Source organism: Pseudomonas sp. Q1 (genome assembly GCF_009935975.1).
Classification (GTDB): Bacteria; Pseudomonadota; Gammaproteobacteria; order Pseudomonadales; family Pseudomonadaceae; genus Aquipseudomonas; species Aquipseudomonas palleroniana.
In genome coordinates, this window is the sequence record NZ_QODI01000003.1 from 296,349 (window position 1) to 316,060 (window position 19,712).

Annotated in this window: 18 protein-coding genes; 5 read left to right on the forward strand and 13 right to left on the reverse strand. The window is 59.3% G+C overall.

Translation table 11 applies throughout. The features are described 5' to 3' along the window. Positions 1-102: 102 nt before the first annotated feature. From DK870_RS06475 to rplM, 5 genes are all read right to left on the reverse strand, one after another. Positions 103-882, reverse strand: a complete 780-nt coding sequence (locus DK870_RS06475; protein WP_060754917.1) for a cytochrome c1 — start codon at positions 880-882, stop codon at positions 103-105. After that, on the reverse strand, positions 882-2,093 hold the full coding sequence (locus tag DK870_RS06480) for a cytochrome bc complex cytochrome b subunit (protein ID WP_060754916.1): 1,212 nt from the start codon (positions 2,091-2,093) through the stop codon (positions 882-884). Before DK870_RS06480 ends, DK870_RS06475 begins: the two co-directional genes overlap by 1 nt. Next, a complete protein-coding gene (gene petA / locus DK870_RS06485; protein ID WP_060754915.1) occupies positions 2,093-2,689 on the reverse strand; it encodes a ubiquinol-cytochrome c reductase iron-sulfur subunit in 597 nt (198 codons plus the stop codon). Before petA ends, DK870_RS06480 begins: the two co-directional genes overlap by 1 nt. 266 nt (positions 2,690-2,955) lie before the next feature. Beyond that, positions 2,956-3,348, reverse strand: coding sequence for a 30S ribosomal protein S9 (gene rpsI / locus DK870_RS06490; protein WP_016971570.1), 393 nt, complete (start codon positions 3,346-3,348; stop codon positions 2,956-2,958). A gap of 14 nt (positions 3,349-3,362) precedes the next feature. Next, a complete protein-coding gene (gene rplM, locus DK870_RS06495; protein ID WP_060754914.1) occupies positions 3,363-3,791 on the reverse strand; it encodes a 50S ribosomal protein L13 in 429 nt (142 codons plus the stop codon). A gap of 248 nt (positions 3,792-4,039) precedes the next feature. On the opposite strand from rplM, the gene DK870_RS06500 reads away from it, so the two are divergent. After that, positions 4,040-5,080, forward strand: coding sequence for an NADP(H)-dependent aldo-keto reductase (locus DK870_RS06500; protein WP_060754913.1), 1,041 nt, complete (start codon positions 4,040-4,042; stop codon positions 5,078-5,080). A 111-nt stretch (positions 5,081-5,191) separates the two neighbouring features. On the opposite strand, the gene DK870_RS06505 is transcribed toward DK870_RS06500, so the two are convergent. Further along, a complete protein-coding gene (locus DK870_RS06505; RefSeq protein ID WP_161548271.1) occupies positions 5,192-6,328 on the reverse strand; it encodes an acyl-CoA dehydrogenase family protein in 1,137 nt (378 codons plus the stop codon). 220 nt (positions 6,329-6,548) lie between these two features. Here DK870_RS06505 and DK870_RS06510 point away from each other — a divergent pair, with 220 nt between their 5' ends. Beyond that, positions 6,549-7,469, forward strand: coding sequence for a GlxA family transcriptional regulator (locus DK870_RS06510; RefSeq protein WP_174554048.1), 921 nt, complete (start codon positions 6,549-6,551; stop codon positions 7,467-7,469). Between the two features lie 134 nt (positions 7,470-7,603). Here the strand turns inward: DK870_RS06510 and zapE are convergent, their stop codons facing one another. The 3 genes from zapE to DK870_RS06525 form a co-directional block, all read right to left on the reverse strand. Further along, a complete protein-coding gene (gene zapE, locus DK870_RS06515) occupies positions 7,604-8,698 on the reverse strand; it encodes a cell division protein ZapE (RefSeq protein ID WP_060754910.1) in 1,095 nt (364 codons plus the stop codon). Between the two features lie 79 nt (positions 8,699-8,777). Further along, complete coding sequence (locus DK870_RS06520) at positions 8,778-10,133, reverse strand: tryptophan--tRNA ligase (RefSeq protein ID WP_161548272.1); 1,356 nt, start codon at positions 10,131-10,133, stop codon at positions 8,778-8,780. 24 nt (positions 10,134-10,157) lie between these two features. After that, a complete protein-coding gene (locus DK870_RS06525) occupies positions 10,158-10,787 on the reverse strand; it encodes an alpha/beta hydrolase (RefSeq protein ID WP_161548273.1) in 630 nt (209 codons plus the stop codon). A 146-nt stretch (positions 10,788-10,933) separates the two neighbouring features. On the opposite strand from DK870_RS06525, the gene DK870_RS06530 reads away from it, so the two are divergent. Further along, positions 10,934-11,371, forward strand: a complete 438-nt coding sequence (locus tag DK870_RS06530; protein WP_060754907.1) for a YhcB family protein — start codon at positions 10,934-10,936, stop codon at positions 11,369-11,371. A 196-nt stretch (positions 11,372-11,567) separates the two neighbouring features. Here DK870_RS06530 and DK870_RS06535 read toward each other — a convergent pair whose 3' ends face one another. From DK870_RS06535 to DK870_RS06545, 3 genes are all read right to left on the reverse strand, one after another. Then, positions 11,568-13,292: an ABC transporter ATP-binding protein/permease gene (locus DK870_RS06535; protein WP_090366783.1), complete on the reverse strand. Its 1,725-nt coding sequence runs from the start codon at positions 13,290-13,292 to the stop codon at positions 11,568-11,570. 99 nt (positions 13,293-13,391) lie between these two features. Beyond that, positions 13,392-13,952: a response regulator transcription factor gene (locus DK870_RS06540; protein WP_003171731.1), complete on the reverse strand. Its 561-nt coding sequence runs from the start codon at positions 13,950-13,952 to the stop codon at positions 13,392-13,394. Further along, positions 13,945-15,207 carry an ATP-binding protein gene (locus DK870_RS06545; RefSeq protein ID WP_161548274.1) on the reverse strand — a complete coding sequence of 421 codons (1,263 nt, stop codon included), beginning with the start codon at positions 15,205-15,207 and terminating at the stop codon, positions 13,945-13,947. The genes DK870_RS06540 and DK870_RS06545 overlap by 8 nt, the downstream gene beginning before the upstream one ends. Before the next feature lie 218 nt (positions 15,208-15,425). Between DK870_RS06545 and DK870_RS06550 the strand changes: the two genes are divergently transcribed. Beyond that, positions 15,426-16,139: an SIMPL domain-containing protein gene (locus tag DK870_RS06550; RefSeq protein ID WP_060754904.1), complete on the forward strand. Its 714-nt coding sequence runs from the start codon at positions 15,426-15,428 to the stop codon at positions 16,137-16,139. Here the strand turns inward: DK870_RS06550 and DK870_RS06555 are convergent. Next, positions 16,133-16,336: a hypothetical protein gene (locus DK870_RS06555; protein ID WP_161548275.1), complete on the reverse strand. Its 204-nt coding sequence runs from the start codon at positions 16,334-16,336 to the stop codon at positions 16,133-16,135. The genes DK870_RS06550 and DK870_RS06555 overlap by 7 nt on opposite strands. 127 nt (positions 16,337-16,463) lie before the next feature. Here DK870_RS06555 and DK870_RS06560 point away from each other — a divergent pair, with 127 nt between their 5' ends. After that, a complete protein-coding gene (locus DK870_RS06560; protein ID WP_161548276.1) occupies positions 16,464-19,625 on the forward strand; it encodes a dermonecrotic toxin domain-containing protein in 3,162 nt (1,053 codons plus the stop codon). Positions 19,626-19,712 lie beyond the last annotated feature (87 nt).

Below are 19,712 nucleotides of genomic sequence, written 5' to 3' on the forward strand. Positions count from 1 at the left end.
GCGCCCAGTGAGCATCTCCGTAACGTCCGGTTCAACCAGACTGCTACATGTTCAGAGATGCCGCTGGGCGCGCAAGATTAACAGCAATTGCTTACGGTTGGATCAATGCACATCCTTCCAGTATTCGCGCTTGAGCAGATAAGCGAATACAAAGAAGAAAGCCAGGTACAGCAATACATAGGTGCCGATACGTTGGTGCTGCAGTTTGACCGGGTTGGCCGAGTAGGCCAGGAAGGTCACCAGGTTCTTGACCTTCTCGTCGAACTGCTCTTCATTCAGCGTACCGGTCTTGGGCACAATGGTCAGTTGATCGCACGCTTCGTGGGTCAACGGCGTACCGGTCAACGGATCATATTGCTTCTTGCCATCTTCAACGACCTGAACCTGCTTGCATCCTACCACTTGCCGGCCCTGCAGGCTTACCAGAACGTTAGGCATGCCGACGTTCGGGAACACCTTGTTGTTCACCCCCCAAGGGCGCGCCGGATCTTCGTAGAAAGATCTCAGGTAGCCATACAGCCAGTCAGTCCCACGCACGCGGGCCACCAGGGTCAGATCGGGCGGTGCCGCACCGAACCAGGCCTTGGCGTCCGCCGGCTGCATGCCGATGTTCATATGGTCGCCAATCTTGGCGCCAGTGAATACCAGCTTGTCGAGCATCACCTCGTGAGGAATGCCCAGGTCGTCGGCGACGCGCTCGTACCGCTGGAACTTGGCGCTGTGGCAACCCATGCAGTAGTTGGCGAACGTGCGTGCACCGTCTTGCATGGCAGCCTTGTCGGACACGTCGATATCGACTTTTTCCAGCTCAGGACCATGTTCGGCCGCGAAGGACAGGAGCGGCAGCGCCGCAAGCATCAAAGCAACGAATAACTTTTTCATCAGCCAGTCACCCTTTCCGGAACCGGTTTGGTCTTCTCGAGCCGGGTGTAGAACGGCATCAGAATGAAGTAGGCGAAGTACAGGAAGGTGCAGATCTGCGACAGCAGCGTACGCTCGGGGGTTGGCGCCAATACGCCGAGTACGCCCAGGATCACGAACGCGATGCAGAATATCCACAGCCAGATTTTGCTCAGCCAGCCTTTGTAGCGCATGGACTTGACCGGGCTTCGGTCCAGCCAGGGCAGCACGAACAGCAGCGCGATCGAAGCCCCCATCGCCATGACGCCCATCAGTTTGTCGGGGATCGCCCGCAAGATGGCGTAGAACGGCGTGAAGTACCAGACCGGGGCAATATGCTCAGGCGTCTTGAAGGCGTTGGCCTGTTCGAAGTTGGGTTTCTCCAGGAAATAACCGCCCATCTCCGGGAAAAAGAACACGATCGAGCAGAAGATAAACAGGAAGACGACCACACCGACAATATCTTTTACCGTGTAGTACGGATGGAATGGAATGCCGTCCAGCGGTACGCCATTTTCGTCTTTGTGCTTCTTGATATCCACGCCATCGGGGTTGTTGGAGCCCACTTCGTGCAGCGCCAGGATGTGCAGTACTACCAGGCCGAGAATCACAATCGGCAAGGCTACGACGTGCAGAGCAAAGAAGCGGTTCAGGGTGATGCCGGAGATCAGGTAGTCACCACGAATCCACTGGGTCAGGTCGTTACCGATCACCGGGATCGCGCCGAACAACGAGATGATCACCTGGGCTCCCCAGTACGACATCTGGCCCCAAGGCAGCAAGTAACCCATGAAGGCTTCGGCCATCAGCGCCAGATAGATCAGCATGCCGAAGACCCAGACCAGTTCGCGGGGTTTCTGGTACGAACCGTAGAGCAGGCCACGGAACATGTGCAGGTAGACAACGATGAAGAACGCCGATGCGCCGGTGGAGTGCAGCAGGCGCAGGATCGAGCCGTACTCGACGTCGCGCATGATGTACTCGACGGAGGCGAACGCCTCTTCCGCCGACGGGGTGTAGCTCATCGTCAGCCAGACGCCGGTGACGATCTGGTTGACCAGCACCAGCAGCGCCAGGGAACCGAAGAAGTAGAAGAAGTTGAAGTTTTTTGGTGCGTAATATTTGCTGAGATGGTCTTCCCACATTTTAGTCGCGGGGAAGCGTGCATCCACCCAATCCATGAACTTGCTCATCAGGCTTTCTCCCCTTGGTCGACACCAATGACAATGACACTGTCAGTCTCGTAGTGATGGGGCGGAACCGGCAGGTTCAAGGGTGCGGGTTGTGCCTTGTAGACGCGACCGGCCAGGTCGTAGTGAGAGCCGTGGCAAGGGCAGAAGTAGCCACCTACCCAGTCTTTGCCAAGGTCGGCGGGAGCAACTTCAGGACGGAAAGTAGGCGAGCAGCCCAGGTGGGTGCAGATACCGATCAGCAGCAGGATTTCTGGCTTGATCGAACGGATTTCCTTATCGACGTAAGCGGGTTGGTCGGAATTCTTCGAGTCGGGGTCAGACAGTTGACCTTCGATTTTCTTCAGATTCCCCAGGATTTCCTCGGTACGACGAACGATGAATACTGGCTGACCGCGCCACTCAGCAATCATTTGCTGGCCTGGGTCGATCTTGCTGACATTCACCTTCACCGGTGCACCTGCGGCTTTCGCCTTGGCACTGGGAAACCATGACCCCACGAACGGGACCGCAGCCCCCACCGCTCCTGCAGCACCCACCACGGATGTGGCTGCTACCAAGAAGCGACGCCGGCCTGCATTCACGCCGTCATTGCTCATTCAGTCATCTCCCATCAGCTTTTTGGCCTGTTAAATCAGGCGTCTACTAAGTGTTGAATCTTTACTTATAAAAATTTTGACGGATGGTAATGAAAAGCCCCACGTATGACAAGGGAATTGCCCGGGGCTCCCTCTCCAAGCCTTGTAGTATAGGGGGTCTACGGATGTGGCAAGTTGTCACGGTAAAATTTCTGCATAAATCGCAGGCAATAAAAAACGCCCAGCTCCGTGAGGAGACTGGGCGTTTTTGTGGAACGTAAAGCGAATTAACGCTTCGAGTACTGCGGACGCTTACGCGCTTTACGCAGACCGACTTTCTTACGTTCAACTTCACGGGCATCGCGAGTAACGAAGCCAGCTTTGCGCAGAGCGCTACGCAGGGTTTCGTCGTAGCTCATCAGAGCGCGAGTGATGCCGTGGCGGATTGCGCCAGCTTGACCACTTACACCGCCACCGATAACGGTGACGTAGATGTCGAACTTTTCAACGGTCTCGGTCAGTTCCAGCGGCTGACGAACTACCATGCGGGCAGTTTCGCGGCCGAAGAAGTTGTCCAGGGAGCGGTTGTTGATCGAGATGTTACCAGTGCCCGGACGCAGGAAAACGCGTGCGGTTGCGGTTTTGCGACGGCCAGTGCCGTAATTTTGAGTCGCCGACATAATGAACTATTCCGTTAAAACTTCAGTTCTTGGGGCTGCTGAGCAGCATGAGGGTGAGCTGCGCCCGCATAGACTTTCAGCTTGCGAAACATATCGCGACCCAGTGGGCCCTTCGGCAGCATGCCTTTGACCGCGATTTCGATCGGGGCTTCAGGCTTCTTGGAAATCAGGCCTTCGAAGTTGGAAGACTTGATACCGCCTGGGAAACCGGAGTGACGGTAGTACATTTTGTCGCTTGCTTTGTTGCCGGTTACACGAACCTGCTCAGCGTTGATGATCACGATGTAGTCACCGGTATCAACGTGCGGGGTGTACTCAGGCTTGTGCTTGCCACGCAGACGGCTGGCGACTTCAGTGGCCAGACGACCCAGGGTCTGACCAGCGGCGTCGACGACAAACCAGTCGCGCTGAACTGTTTCCGGTTTTGCAGTAAAAGTTGTCATTCTTTAATAGCCTCAGGGGCCGCCTGTAAATTAGACGGCGGATCTTACTGAATAGTGCGTACTTTGACAAGGTCAAAGGCAGCCGGATACAGACGCTATCGGGGGCTCGGGTCGGCGCGTCCGTTCAACGGCAAGATTCTTCGGCAGGCGGCGCATCACTTCCACTGCAGAAAGAGGTGGGCAATTATGCAGATTGCGAAAAAAAATTCAACCTGCTTTTATGATTGTTTTCCCTGAAGGAGTACCCGATGGATTATCGACAGCTGGGCCGTACGGATCTGAACGTGAGCGCGATAGCCTTGGGCACCATGACCTGGGGCGAGCAGAACAGCGAGGCAGAGGCCTTTGCGCAGATCGAACGAGCCAAGGCCGCGGGGATCAACTTCCTCGATACGGCCGAGATGTACCCGGTGCCACCCAAGGCCGACACCTACGCCACCACCGAGCGTTACATCGGCAACTACTTCAAGAGTCGCGGCGACCGGGCTGACTGGATCCTGGCCAGCAAGATCGCCGGCCCCGGCAACACCATCGACTACATCCGCGACGGCTACCTGCGCCACAACCGCAAGCACATCGCCCTGGCGCTGGATGCCAGCCTCAAGCGCCTGCAGACCGACTGGATCGACCTCTACCAGTTGCACTGGCCGGAACGCAGCACCAATTTCTTCGGCCAACTTAGCTACAAGCACAAGGACGAAGACGACCTCACCCCACTTGAGGAAACCCTCGAGGCACTGGATGAACAGGTGAAGGCCGGCAAGATCCGCCACATCGGCCTGTCCAACGAAACCCCGTGGGGCACCATGAAGTTCCTGGCCCTGGCCGAAGCGCGCGGCTGGAGCCGTGCGGTGTCGATCCAGAACCCCTACAACCTGCTCAACCGCAGCTTCGAAGTGGGCTTGGCCGAAGTCGCCATTCGCGAACAGTGCGGCCTGCTGGCCTACTCGCCCCTGGCCTTCGGCATGCTCAGCGGCAAGTACGAAGGCGGGGCACGCCCGGCAAAGGCACGCCTGACCGAGTACAGCCGTTTCAGCCGCTACTTCAACCCGCAGTCGGAGGCGGCATGCAGCCGTTATGTGGCGCTGGCGCGCGAGCATGGCCTGGACCCGGCGCAGATGGCGCTGGCGTTCGTGACACAGCAGCCGTTCGTGACCAGCAACATCATCGGGGCTACGTCGCTGGAGCAACTGGACAGCAACATCGCCAGTGCTGACCTGAAGCTGTCCAAAGAGGTGCTGGAAGGGATTGAGGCGATTCAGAAGGATCATCCGAATCCTGCGCCTTGATTGACCTTTAGACTGCTATCGGGAGCAAGCCCCCTCCCCCATTTTGGTCTGTGAATACATTCAAATGTGGGAGGGGGCTTGCTCCCGATGGGGCCCTCAACGACGCCCCCCTCAAAGCGCCCGCGCAATGATTTCCTTCATGATCTCGTTGGTCCCCGCATAGATCCGCTGCACCCGCGCATCCGCCCAGGCCCGTGCAATCGGGTATTCCCACATGAAACCGTAACCGCCATGTAGCTGCACGCAGTCGTCGAGCACCTTGCATTGCAGGTCGGTCGCCCAGTACTTGGCCATCGCCGCCGTAGGCACATCAAGCTTGCCCTCCAGATGCAACGCCATGCACTTGTCGACGAATACACGGCCGATCTGAATCTCAGTCGCCATCTCTGCCAGTTTGAAGCGGGTGTTCTGGAAATCCGCAATGGCCTTGCCGAAGGCCTTGCGCTCACGGGTGTATTCCAAGGTCCATTCCAACGCGGCCTCGGCGGACGCCAGGGCGCCAATCGCCACGGTCAATCGCTCCTGGGGCAGCTCCTGCATCAAGTAAGCGAACCCCATGCCCGCCTGGCCCAGCAGGTTTTCCCTGGGCACGCGCACGTCCTGGAAAAACAGCTCCGACGTATCCTGGGCCTTCATGCCCACCTTCTCCAAACGCTTGCCCTTGTCAAAGCCAGGCGTATCGGCCTCCACCAGAAACAGGCTGGTGCCCTTGGCGCCGGCCTTGGGGTCGGTCTTGGCTACGACGATCACCAGCTCGGCCAGGAAGCCGTTGGTGATGAAGGTCTTGGAGCCATTGATCACGTACTCATCGCCGTCCAGAACCGCTGTGGTCTTGACCCCCTGCAGGTCGGAACCGGCACCCGGCTCGGTCATCGCAATGGCCGTGACCATCTCGCCCGAGATCAATTGGGGCAGGTATTTGTGCTTCAGCGCCTCGCTGCCGTAATGCAGGATGTAGGGCGCGACGATGTCCGAATGCAGAGAGAAACCGATGCCAGTCAACCCCAGGCGACTGATCTCCTCGATCACCACCGCACTGTAGAGAAAGTCCGCGCCCAGCCCGCCATACGTCTCCGGCAGATGGGAACACAGCATCCCCGCCTCCCCTGCCTTGCGCCACAAGCTGCGGTCGATATAGCCCTGCTTCTCCCATTGACTGTGGAATGGCGCCGCCTCTTTTTCGAGGAAGGTGCGCACGCTTTCGCGAAAGAGTTCGTGCTCGGGACTGAACAAGGTTCTGGGAATCATGGGTCACCTGCAAGAATTGTCGGACAAGGACGAGACCCCAGAGACTATGCCCCGATGGCGTCACGGGACACTGGACACATGCGACAAAAAATAAGACGATCCAGCCGTCTGGTGACCACTTTCCCCTATAAGAATAAATGAAATTATGTCTAACCAAATCTCCACGCCCTTGCGGCGCGTCAGCATTTTGGCCATTGATCGGGTATTTGCTTCTACCCTCATGCAAGCCAAGGATTTCTTCCACCTTGCCAGCCTGCGCTATGGCAAACAGCAGGGCCTGGGCCTGACCCCAGCGTTCGAAACGCGCCTGGTCAGCCCCGATGGGCAACCGGTGCGCAGCTTCAGCGATGTGATCATGCCGGTGGATGGCGGCCTGGAAAACGCCGACATCATTGTGCTGCCGGCTTTCTGGGATGATTTCGACGCCCTGTGCACCCGCTATCCGCAAGTGCTGCCCTGGCTACGCGAGCAACATGCCCGCGGCGCCGTGCTCTGCGGCGAAGCCACCGGGGTGTTCTGGCTCGCTGAGGCCGGCCTGCTCGATGGCAAGGAGGCGACCACCTACTGGCGTTTCTTCAACGCTTTCAGCGAGCGCTTCCCCAAGGTCCAACTCAATCAGGACAAACACCTCACCGACGCCGACAACCTCTATTGCGCCGGCGGCACCACCTCGGCGTGCGACCTCTACATCTACCTGATCGAACGCTTCTGCGGCGCCAACATCGCCCAAGCCGTGGCCCGCGATATCCTCTACGAAGTGCAGCGCAGCTACGCGCCGGGGCGCATCGGTTTTGGTGGGCAGAAGCTGCATCAGGACGTGATCATCCTGCAGATCCAGCATTGGCTCGAAGAGCACTTCGCCGACAAGTTCCGCTTTGAAGACGTCGCAAGGGAGCACGGCATGAGCATTCGCAACTTCATGCGCCGCTTCCAGACCGCCACCGGTGACAAGCCGCTGCATTACCTGCAACGCCTGCGAATCGAGACGGCCAAAGGCCTGCTCTCGGGCAGCCGCAAGAGCATCAAGACCATCAGTTACGAGGTGGGTTACGACGATGCGAGTTTCTTTGCGCGGTTGTTCAGGCAGCACACGGAGCTGTCGCCGAACCAATATCGCCAGCAGTTCCAGCAAGCGGCCTGAATCAAGGATACGCACAAGGCAAATGTGGGAGGGGGCTTGCTCCCGATAGCTGGGTGCCAGTCACTGTATAGGTTGACTGATACACCGCTATCGGGAGCAAGCCCCCTCCCACAGTTTGTGTGTGTATAGCGTTCTTAAGGTTTGTGTCCGCGCGACAGGAATTCGTGGGACTGCATTTCCAGCAGGCGGCTCAAGGTACGCTGGAATTCGAAGTTCAAGCGGCCACCGGTATACAGGTCCTTGAGCTCGACCTCAGCCGAGATGATCAGCTTGACGTTACGGTCGTAGAACTCGTCGACCATGTTGATAAAGCGCCGCGCGATGTCGTCGGTGGTGACGCTCATCTGCTCCACGCCACTCAAGATCACCGCATGGAAAATCTTGCCCAGCTCGATGTAGTCGTTCTGGCTGCGCGGGCCATCGCAGAGTGCGCGGAAGTCGAACCAGGCCACGTCATCGCACGTGCGCAGCGCGATGATTTCGCGGTTCTCGATCATCAGCTTGTCGTTTTCCACCGCCTGGGTGCATTCCGGCGTCAGCGCACGGAAGCTCTTTTTCAGGCTCTCGTGGGCCGCTTCGTTCAGCGGGAAGTGGTACAGCTCAGCTTGCTCAAGGTGACGCAGGCGGTAGTCGACGCCACTGTCAACGTTGACGATCTCGGTGTTCTGCTTGATCAGCGCGATGGCCGGCAGGAAGCGCGCACGTTGCAGGCCGTCCTTGTACAGGCCGTCGGGCACGATGTTCGAAGTGGCGACCAGGGTCACGCCGTTCTTGAACAACTCTTCCATCAGGGTGCCGAGGATCATGGCGTCGGTGATGTCGGAGACGAAGAACTCATCGAAGCAGATCACCCGCGCTTCTTCGGAGAAGCGCTTGGCGATGATGGTCAGCGGGTTCTTCTCGCCCGGCAGGGTCTTCATCTCTTCGTGCACGCGCTTCATGAAGCGGTGGAAGTGGGTACGGACCTTTTCCTTGAACGGCAGCGCTTCGAAGAAGGTGTCGACCAGGTAGGTCTTGCCCCGGCCGACGCCGCCCCAGAAGTACAGGCCCTTGACCGGCGTGCGGTCTTTTTTGCCAAACAGCTTGCTGAGCATCCCTGGCTTGCTTTGCGAGGCCGCGAGCAGGTCGTCGTACAGGCGCTGCAAATGACGCACCGCGGTTTCCTGGGCTGCGTCATGGAAGAATTCAGGGCGCTTCAGATCAGCTTGATATCGTTCTAGGGGCGTCATAATTTCGTTAGCAAGGCAACAAAAACGGGCCGTCACTGTAGCGACGGCCCCGGATAATGGCAATCAACCCTTGGTCGGGTTAATCCTCGAGAGGGGTCAGCGCGACGCGCAAGGCTGCGATGGCCGCATCGCGCGACTGTTCGTCGGCGAACTCGGCGCTGTCGGCCACCGCAGCGCCGTCCAGCCATACGCTGAAGCCCAGGGCTTCGGTGCGCACGTCCAGGGCGTCGCCACTTTGCAGTTGCTTGGTCACCGCGCCAGCGGCTTTACCGTCGGCAAAGTTGCGCGACAGCAGCAGTTGCTCGCCATCGGCGGCCAGCAGGCGGAAGCGGAAGTTACCATCATCTTCACGGAAGCTCACGAAGCGCGCGGCTTTCGCAGCCTTCTTCTTGGCCGCCACCGGCGCTGCCGCTTGATTGACGAACGAACGCAGGCCCACCGCTTCACGCAACTCAGCCAGGAATGGCGCCGCCACGGCACGGGCTTTCTTGGCGCCGATCAGCAGCAGGTCTTCCATGTCGGACGGGCGCGACATCAGTTGATGGTAACGCTCGCGGGCTTCGCCCAGTTGGCCGTCGAGCAGTTGGAACAGACGGTTCTTCGCCTCGCCCCAGCCCAGCCCTTGCAGCAATTCAGCGCGGAACTCTTCTTCCTGCGCCTTGCTGGCGAACGCCTGGTACAGGGTGAACAGGTGCGAGTTGTCCGGGTCTTTGGCTTCGCCGGGGGCACGGGAGTCGGTGACGATGCGCGAGATCGCATCCTTCATGTCCTTGGCGCTGGTGAACAACGGGATGGTGTTGTCGTAGCTCTTGGACATCTTGCGGCCATCCAGGCCCGGCAAGGTGGCGACGCTTTCTTCGATCAGCGCCTCGGGCATGGTGAAGAATTCTTTGCCGTTGCCGAACAGGTGGTTGAAGCGCTGGCCGATATCGCGGGCCATTTCCACGTGCTGGATCTGGTCGCGGCCGACCGGCACTTTGTGCGCGTTGAACATCAGGATGTCCGCCGCCATCAGTACCGGGTAGCTATACAGGCCCATGCTGATGCCCGCATCCGGGTCTTCGCCGGCTTCCACGTTCTTGTCCACCGAGGCCTTGTAGGCGTGGGCACGGTTGAGCAGGCCCTTGGCCGCGACGCAGGTGAGCAGCCAGGTCAGTTCGGGGATTTCAGGGATATCGGACTGGCGGTAGAACGTTACCCGGTTCACATCCAGGCCGCCGGCCAACCAGGTCGCGGCGATTTCCATACGCGAGCGCTGGATGCGTTGCGGGTCATCACATTTGATCAGGGCGTGGTAGTCGGCCAGGAAGTAGAAGGAATCGGCATTGGCGTCCTGGCTGGCGAGGATCGCCGGACGGATCGCGCCGGCGTAGTTGCCCAGGTGCGGCGTGCCGGTGGTGGTGATGCCGGTGAGGATACGGGTACGAGTCGTCATGGGTAATCGCTTATCAGACTGCTATCAATTCGAGAGGCGCGGCAGCACCAGATCCTTGAGATCGGTCAGCTTGCCATGAAAAAAGTGTCCGCATTCTGCCACTTTCAGCAGCTCATGGGGGCGTTTGAGGGCAGCGGACCAGTCATAGACGACCTGCGGGTCGACCACTTCGTCGGTTTCCGGCTGGATCAGGGTCAGCGGACAGCCCAGCGGCAGCAGGTCGGTATCGCGCAGGCGCATCACCGCAGCCGCCACCATGAACAAGTGCGCCAGCTTTTCGCCCTTGGCTTCCAGGCGCCCACCGAGGCTGGCGGCCACATAGCCGCCGAAGGAAAAACCGAGCAGCGTGATCGGCAAGTCCGGGTGTTTTTCCCGCAGCCAGGCAGCGGCCGCTTCGGCATCATCCACTTCACCGGTGCTCATGTCGTGGGTGCCCGCACTGGCACCGACACCCCGGTAGTTGAAACGCAAAGTAATCAAACCGGCATCGCGGGCAGTGCGTTGCAGGGTCGACACGACTTTATTGAGCATGGTCCCACCCTGCACCGGGTTGGGGTGACAGATCAGCGCCAGGCCACGTGGCTCGGGGTGATCCAGGTACAAGGCTTCCAATTGACCCACCGGGCCATCGATCAAAACGGGGGTTTCACGCATGAGCAAGGATGAACTCCGTGACCTCTCAAAGGGTCGACTCGTCTAGCTAAAAGTCTGTGCATGGCATCATTGCGAGCTTAATCGCGGTATACAGCGCAGGTCCGAGCCGTTAACGTAAAGCAAAGCCGTTTATAGAGGAAGGACTCGTGGAACACTCGCTCTTAGTTTGGTTGTTGCCGACTCTCGCCCTGGTTGCCGGTGTCGCCATTGGATTCCTGGTTGCTCGCCTGCTGCCGAATGCCGCGCCTAACCGCACGCAGCGTCAGTTGGATGACATTCAGGAACGTTTTGACAGTTATCAGAACGAGGTTGTTACCCACTTCAACAGCACCGCGACCCTGGTCAAGAAGCTCACCCAGAGCTACCAGGAAGTACAGGATCACCTCGCCGATGGCGCCAACCGCCTGGCCCTCGACGACATCACCCGTCAGCGTCTGCTGGCCGCGCTGCATTCCGATGCGCCGCAAGCCCCACGCGAGCGCCTGACCCCGCCACGGGAAAACCAGGAGCCGCCACGGGACTACGCGCCAAAATCGCCGAACGCTCCCGGCATGCTGGATGAGCATTATGGCTTGAAGAAGTAAGTCATTTTTCAAGCACACAAAAAGCCCGGCTGATCGCTGATCAGCCGGGCTTTTTGTTGGGTGCTCACTCTCAAGCACACCAGAGATCCACTGTGGGAGGGGGCTTGCCCCCGATAGAGGTCTATCAGTTACAGATGCTGTGACTGACCCACAGCCATCGGGGGCAAGCCCCCTCCCACACTGACCGAGTACGACCTTAAGCCGGTTGTTGTTCCCGCAGTTGCCCACCCTCAATCCGCACATGCCGCCCATGGAATCGCTTGAGGCTGCTGCGGTGGCCGACGCTGACGATGCTCAGGCCCGGCAGTTCATCGATCAGCGCTTGATAAAGTGTCGCTTCATCCTCTTCATCCATGGCCGAGGTCGCCTCGTCCATGTACAGCCATTGCGGTGCGAACAACAAGGCGCGGGCAAAGGCCAGGCGTTGCTGCTCACCGGGTGAAAGCATGCGCTGCCAGTGGTTGGCTTCATCAAGGCGGTCGACCAGATGCGGCAAGCGGCAGGTTTGCAGCACCTGTGCATAACGTTCTGGTGGGTAGACGCTGTCGTCCTGTGGGTAACTCAGTACGGCCTTGAGCGTGCCAATCGGCAGATAAGGCTTTTGCGGCAAGAACAAGTAACGCGCGGCCGGCAGGAGAATGCTGCCGTGGCCCGCCGGCCACAGGTGGCCCATGGCCCGCAACAACGTACTTTTGCCGCTGCCGGAACGCCCGCTGAGCATGACGCGCTGCCCGGGCTCCACGGTCATATCCGCATCAGTGAGCAGGTGACGGCCATCGGCCAGGTCCATGCCCAGGTTCTTCACCACCAAGCGTTCGCCTTCGGGGCGTACATCGATGGCGGGCGTACGTTGCTCGTTATCACTCATCGCCTGGTGGAAGCTCAGCAGACGGTCGCTGGTGGCGCGCCACGACGCCAGTTCCGAATACGCGCTGATAAACCAACTGAAGTTCTCTTGCACATTGCCGAACGCCGAGTTGATTTGCATCAGCTCGCCCAGCTCGATCTTGCCGGCGAAGTAGCGCGGTGCAGCGACAATAAACGGGAAGATGATTGCGATCTGGCTGTAACCGGCGGTGAAGAAGGTCAGGCGCTTGGACACTTTCATGATGTCCCAGAAGTTATGCCAGACTTTGCCGAAGCGCGCGCTCAAGCGTTGGTTTTCATTCGGCTCGCCGTTGTACAAAGCGATGCTCTCGGCATTCTCGCGCACGCGCACCATGGAGAAACGCAGGTCCGCTTCGAAGCGTTGTTGTTGGTTGCTCAAGCCGATCAGGCGACGGCCGATCAGATGCGTCAACCAGCTGCCGACGGCGGCGTACAGCAGCGCACACCAGAACATGTAGCCGGGGATGGTGACGCCGAACACTTCGATACTACCCGACACCCCCCACAGGATGATCGAGAACGACACCAGGCTGACCACGTTGCGCAGCAGGCCCAGGCCCAGGCTCAAGGTGCTGGAGGTGAAATTGTTGAGGTCTTCGGAAATCCGCTGGTCCGGGTTATCGGTGTAACCGCCCTGCTCCAGTTGGTAGTAGTTCTTGTCGGCGAGCCAACGTGCGAAGTGTTTTTCGGTCAGCCAGGCACGCCAGCGGATCGTCAGCATCTGAGTCAGGTACAGCCGATACACCGCGCCAAGAATCGCCACGGCGGCGATGCCGCCGAAATAGCCGATCAATTGCCAGAAGGCTGCCGTGTCCTTCTTCTCCAGAGCGTTATAGAAATCCTTGTACCAGTGGTTGATCCACACGGAGATGGCCACGCTGAACAGCGACAGGCCGATAACTGCAGCCAGCAACAGCCAGGCCTTGCCCTTCTCTTCACTGCGCCAATAGGGCGTGATCATCGCCCAGGTTCGGCGAAAAAAATGCCCACGCACCGCGTCGTTGACCGCGCAATACTCAGCGTTCTGGTTCATTGTTCAGGCTCGGTAGGAAAAAATGACAGGCGTTTGAACCGATCTTAGACGATCGGTTCAGGGCTCCGTGCAGCCTGAAGAAGATTGTTCAGACTTTGTTCAGCGCCGTACCGGGCGTTTCTGCAATTTGCGCTGCAGGGTCCGGCGATGCATGCCCAGGGCGCGGGCAGTGGCGGAAATATTGCCTTCGTGCTCAGTCAGCACACGTTGGATGTGCTCCCACTGCAAACGGTCCACCGACATCGGGTTTTCCGGCACCAGGGTGTCGAGGTCGGCGTGCTCGGAGAGCAAGGCCGCCAGCACGTCGTCGGCGTCCGCCGGTTTGCACAGGTAGTTGCAGGCGCCGCGCTTGATCGCCTCGACGGCGGTGGCGATGCTGGAATAACCGGTGAGGATCACCACACGCATTTCCGGGTCGAGTTCCAAAAGCTTGGGCAGCAGCACCAGGCCGGAATCGCCGTCCATTTTCAGGTCGAGCGCGGCGTAGTCCGGCAGGTCGGCCTGGGCAATGGTCAGGCCCTCCTCGGCGGAACCGGCGGTGCTCACGCGAAAACCGCGACGGCTCATGGCCCGCGCCATGACGCGGGTAAAGGTAGCGTCGTCATCTACCAGCAACAGGTGTGGCAGTTCTTCGCCTTCGACTTGGATCTCGTCACTCATCGATATCTCCTCGTGCGACACGCGGCAGGCGCAGCTCGGTAAGCGTGCCACCTTCCTCATGACTATAGAGCTTCACTGAGCCGCCCGCGCGGGTCACGCTGGCCTTGCTCAAAAACAGGCCCAGGCCGAAACCTTTGCCCTTGGTGGTAAAGAAGGGTTTGCCGATCTGCTCGGCAATGGCCAGCGGCACGCCCGCACCGTGGTCACGAATGTTGATGGTCACGTTTTCCGCATCCCAATCCAACTGTACGCCCAAGCCCTCGGGGCAGGCGTCGGCCGCATTGTTCAACAGATTGAGCAGCGCCTGGGTCAGGTCCGGCGGTGGCGCCAGGCGCGGTACGCTGCCCTGCCCCAGCAGATGAAAACGGTAACTGGCTTCGGGGCGCATCAAGTGCCAGCGGTTCAGGGCCTCGTCGAGCCACTGGGTCACATCCTGCATTTGCACCGCCATGCGACGATTGGCTTCGGCAGCGCGCACCAGTTGTTGCAAGGTCAGCTTGCACTGTTTGACCTGTTCGCGCAGCACACCGAGATCTTCTTGCAGTGCGGGGTCGTGGTGATCCTGGGTCATCTCGTTGAGCAGCACGCTCATCGTCGCCAGCGGCGTGCCCAGCTCATGAGCCGCACCGGCCGCCTGGGTGGCGACCGCCAGCAATTGCTGGTCACGCAGCCCCTCTTCACGACGAATGGCGCGCAGTTCTTCCTGGCGGCGCAGCTCCTCGGCCATGCGTGCCGCAAAGAAGGTGATGACCGCGGCGGACAATGCAAAGCTCAGCCACATGCCGTAGATCTGCAGGTTTTCCCGGGCGATGGGGAAGGTTTGCAACGGATAGAACTGTGCCAGCAACAAGGTGTAGAGCGTCAGCGCAATGCCCGACAGCACCACCGAGTAACGCCACGGCAACGTCACGGCGGCAATGGTCAGCGGCACCAGGTAATACGACACGAACGGGTTGGTGGACCCGCCGGAGAAATACAGCAACACACTGTGGATAAACAGGTCACAGGCCAGTTGCAGGGCGTATTCAAGCTCAGTCACAGGCCACGTGGTGCGCAACCGGATCGCGGTGAACGCACACAGCACCGTGGAGAAGCCGAGGGTCACGGCCAATTGCAGCCACGGCAACGGCAGCAGGTCGAACCAGTAGGCAAGCCCGACCGAGCCGGCCTGGGCGGCCAGCACCAAGGTACGAATGAACGTCAGGCGCCAGAGGTTCTGGCGGGTGGCGGAAGTCAGTTTTACGGCGGCGAGCATGAGCTCTCCCGATGAGCGCAGCAGGCGGATCGGCAGGAGTATAAACGAAGCGGACCGCCCGGCACGGCATCTGTGGCTCTTTGACGCAGGCCGGGCAAATGACCGTTCGTCGCCATTCCCCAACTTGTAGCGAATGTGTAAACCCGAAGAACCCGACGCCGCCGTCTACAGTCATACCGAACACGAGTATCCCAACACGACTCTCTCAAGGAATTTACATGTCACGTTTGACTCGCAGTGCAGCTGTTATCACCCTCGGTGTCGCCACCCTGGCCAGCCTTCCGGCCGTGGCCGCCGAAGGGCTGAACTACAACCAGATTTCCCTGCGCGCCGAGGCCAGCCAGGAGGTTGCCCGCGACAAGATGATCGTCACCCTCTACACCGAATCGCAAAACAGCGACCCCGCCAAACTCGCTGCCGAAATCACCACGACCCTGAACACCGCCCTGGGCCAGGCCCGCGAAGTCAAGGGTGTGACCCTGCGCCAGGGCAGCCGCAACAGCTACCCGATCTACGACAGCAAGAACCAGAAGATCACCGGCTGGCGTGAGCGCGCCGAACTGCGCCTGGAAAGCGCGGACTTCCCGGCATTGTCCAAACTCACCGGCGAACTGCTCAACACATTGAAAATGGAAAACATGGACTTCGCCATCGCCGATGCCACGCGCAAGGCCAGCGAAGACGCCCTGCTCAAAGACGCCGTGGCAGCCTTCAAGGCCCGTGCGCAACTGGCCACCGATGCCCTGGGTGGCAAGGGCTACAAGATCGTCAACCTGAACTTCAATACCAACGGTTACCCGCAACCGTACGCCCGCAATGGCGGGATGATGATGAAAGCAGCGATGATGGATTCGGCACCGACACCGGAAGTCGAAGCCGGCACCAGCCAGGTCACCATGAGCGCGGACGGGGTCATCGAAGTGCTTCAATAACCAACGTTTTCCGACAGCAAGAACGGCGCGGCCTCAGGTTCGCGCCGTTTTTTTTGGGCAAGGGGATACACCCGTTTCGTCATATCCTGCTGTACACCTGATGGAATCAAACCATCGGTTCTCGCGACACAGATACCGCCAAGGCTCGCAGGGAGCGCATTGCCGGCTTGTATTTCACTGACGAGAATCGAACCCATGCCAGTCTCCCTGAACACCCCTCACCTTGCTCTTATCCCCCCAATTTCCCGGCCCCCCACTGCGCAGGTCTCGGCTCAGCCGGCAGTAGCGCAAGCCCCAGCGTCGGTGCACCCCGACGAAACGGCAGTGCTTGCGGCCTACCTCGCCGCCGTTCAACGCAAGGTCCTCAAGCAAAAAGTCGGGTTGGTCACCGTTTCGCCTCAGAGCGCCCTGGGGCAATGGCTGAAGCACTATCGCAATCAATTGGAACACCCTGTCGTAAGCGGCTGGATGCGCGAACAGAACATCGACACCGCGAGCGTGTCGATCAACCCCGCAACCGGAGCCCTGTCCGCCGAAGTCGAGGGCGTTAGGAAAACCTTCCTGCCCCGCGATAACAGTGGCTGGGGCCAGGTTTCAGGCCCGCTGCTGGCGGCTGCGAAGGTTGTATCCCCCGTCCCTGGCAGCAGCCTGCAACCGACCTTTGACGGTGAAACCCTGCAAGTGAAAGTCAAGCTGGTGGCCGACTTCTACGGCGAGTACCTGCCTAAAAACGTTACCGAGGCCAGGACACAGATCAGGCGACTCGAGCACAACAAAGCCTTTGACGTGATTGCCCCCGACGACCCGCTGCGCCCGGCTGCCAGCCGCTCGGCACAGGCCCTGGGCGTGCATAAACAGCATGCCGCGCAGTACTACGCGAGCGCTCCCCAGGCTTTGGCTTTCAAGCGTTTGGCCGTTGATGTCGCCAATAACCTGCCCAATACACGGGCGCAAGCCAAGCTGTGGGCCGAAACGTTGATCTTCCAATTGACGGGCAAACAGGTGGATGCCGATACGATCTACCTGAACCGCTTCAAGACAGCGAACACCCCATTGAGCGCCGAGACAGCCACCGCCACAGGCTGGGAGCACCCAGGCGAAGAACCTTACTCATCGTTGCGCCTGCCGGATGCGCTGCTTGAAAACTTCTCCGAACACGACGGCGTGCCAGGCAGCCTGGATCAGGAGGCCGGTTTGTACCTGGCGGGCCCGGGGCAAAGTGCGAAGGGTGGATATGGCGCGCACAACCAATTTCCCCTGGCTCCCTCCGCACTCATGCACGCCAGTTGGAAGACCGACTTCCAGGCAGGGATGACGCAAAAGATCGACAACTTCTGGAGCGCCCACACCGGGGACTACGAGACGGCAATCAGAGGCGAGTTCGCCTACCAGGCCCGCAAACAGTTGAAGGCTGCGCAAACCTGGCCACCGGCTGAACGCACGCTGCAGGCGCCCGAACACCGTTTCACCCGGGAGGATTACCGCCTGGTAATGGGGGCCGTACCCAACCTGCCGAGTGATGAAAACGCACCGCTCAGCGTTGAACAGCTCAAGACGAAGGCTACCGCCAACGGCCGCGTTCAGGCACATGCGCTGAACATTCACGGGTTCATGTCCAGCGATATCCTGCGCTTCAGCGCCGACGGCGGTCGACAAGTCCTCTACATACCAGGGGCGCAGCCCGCCTTCCTCAGATTCGACTCTCTGGAAAAGCTGAACCAATGGGTGACCGAGCAAACCAGGGATCCCAAAAAACGCGAGGCCTTGGTCGCTCACTTTCCGCTGATCTATCGCCAGGACCATGCGGCAGGTTTCGCCGAGAAGGCGGCGACAACGCTGATGCCCATACTCTGGTTCTCCCATGTGGGCGACAAGAAAGAAGGCCTGGACACAATCTTCGAGAAAATGGCGACCGGCACGTTGAAGGGCCCGGCCATCAACAATGGTCATTCACCGATTGAAGGGGATGTGTTTTCCACACTCGCCACCGCCGCTAAAGAACGCATGACGGGCGACGCTGATGTGATGATCAAATCCAACAGTGAGGTCAATCGCGATACCTGGCTCAACGACATTACGGTGGCTGCCAGCTTACTGGCCAGGCTCGCCCCCATCGCCGCACCGGTGGCCGCCCTTGCCGCCGTCACGGGCCTGGCCGAAGGCGTGCTGGGAACGGAAAAAGCCCTCTCCGGCGACACTGAGGCCGAGCGTAACGACGGCGCGTCCAAAGCCTTCGATGGCTTGCTGAATGTGTTGTTTTCGGTCGGGGCCAGCGGTTCTGTGGAGGACCCGTTCCTGCCGCCGGAAGATCAACCGATCGCTCCCGCCCCGGGCGAAGCCCCTGTGGTTGAAAGCCTGCAACCGCGAGTTCCGGTCAACCGTCTGCAACCCAGCCAAGCCGGTAACATCAGCGAACACGCGGTCGCGAACGGTGAGCAGCTCATCGAAAACGCCACGCGCAATGCCAAGGGTATCTACCAGGTAAAAGATCAGGTTTCAGGCTTGGACCACTGGTTTATCCGGTATACCGACACAACGGGCGTCGGCCGGGTGTATGAGGTCAGAGGCGACTTCAAGCTGAGTCATGATTATGTGCAGATCATCAACCGCGAGACAGGCAAGCCGGTAATGACCGTGCATGCCACGGCGGACGGCGAATGGGCTCGTGGTCTTGGCCCAGGCGGCAAGTGGCCGTGGAACAAACCCTCTGCACCACCGGGAAAAGAGGCCAAGCCCCTGTCGAAAGTCTCTGACGCGTTTGTTGATCTGGAAGGCCGAAAGCTTGAAGGCGCCGAGCAGATCGATGAATACCTGAAAATGGACGACAACATGGCTTACGAATACTCCATTCGTAACGTTGAAGACAATGGCGTCATAAAATCCAAGATCGGTATTTCCTGGGACTTGGCTGAGGACGACTTTCAAATCTATGCGAGCGAGGCTGCCGGCCCGTCGGATTTCAGTTCAAGCGAGTATTCAGAACAGTTCACCAAAGACCTTGCGCGGTTCAATTACTCCGTGGTGGTCAAGAACGGCCTGACTGATACCCGCACGGTGCTTACGAGCACAGCGCAGGACGGCCTGGAAAATACCGCGGAAAAACTTCGCCAATTTGAAGCGCTGATTACCAACCCGAAGTTGCGGGCGCGCATTTCCGAAGTGGCTCACCAAGGCTCACTGGCGCCGTCTACAAAGTACTTGAACGACGAGGCCACCGGTCTGTACAGCGGCTTTTACCTGGGTGGGAAAGACACCGAGATCATCATCGAATATGACGCCGTGACCCGCCAAGCCAAGGTCAATTTCGTGGGCAAGAGCACTATCAGCCAACCGGAAACTGAACGCTATAAAATTCCGGAGGTTGAAATCATCACCAAACGTACCCTCACGATCACCGAAAGCAATGAGACCCAAGATGCCGCCAACGTCTACGTTATCGACAAAAAAGCGCCATCCAACATTGAGTTCACGCTTGTACTGAAGTGATCACCTAAACAGCCCCTATCTGACAAACGTCAACGGCGGTAACCTCGGTTGCGCCGTTTTCGTTTGGGCAGCTTATATATGCCTGCC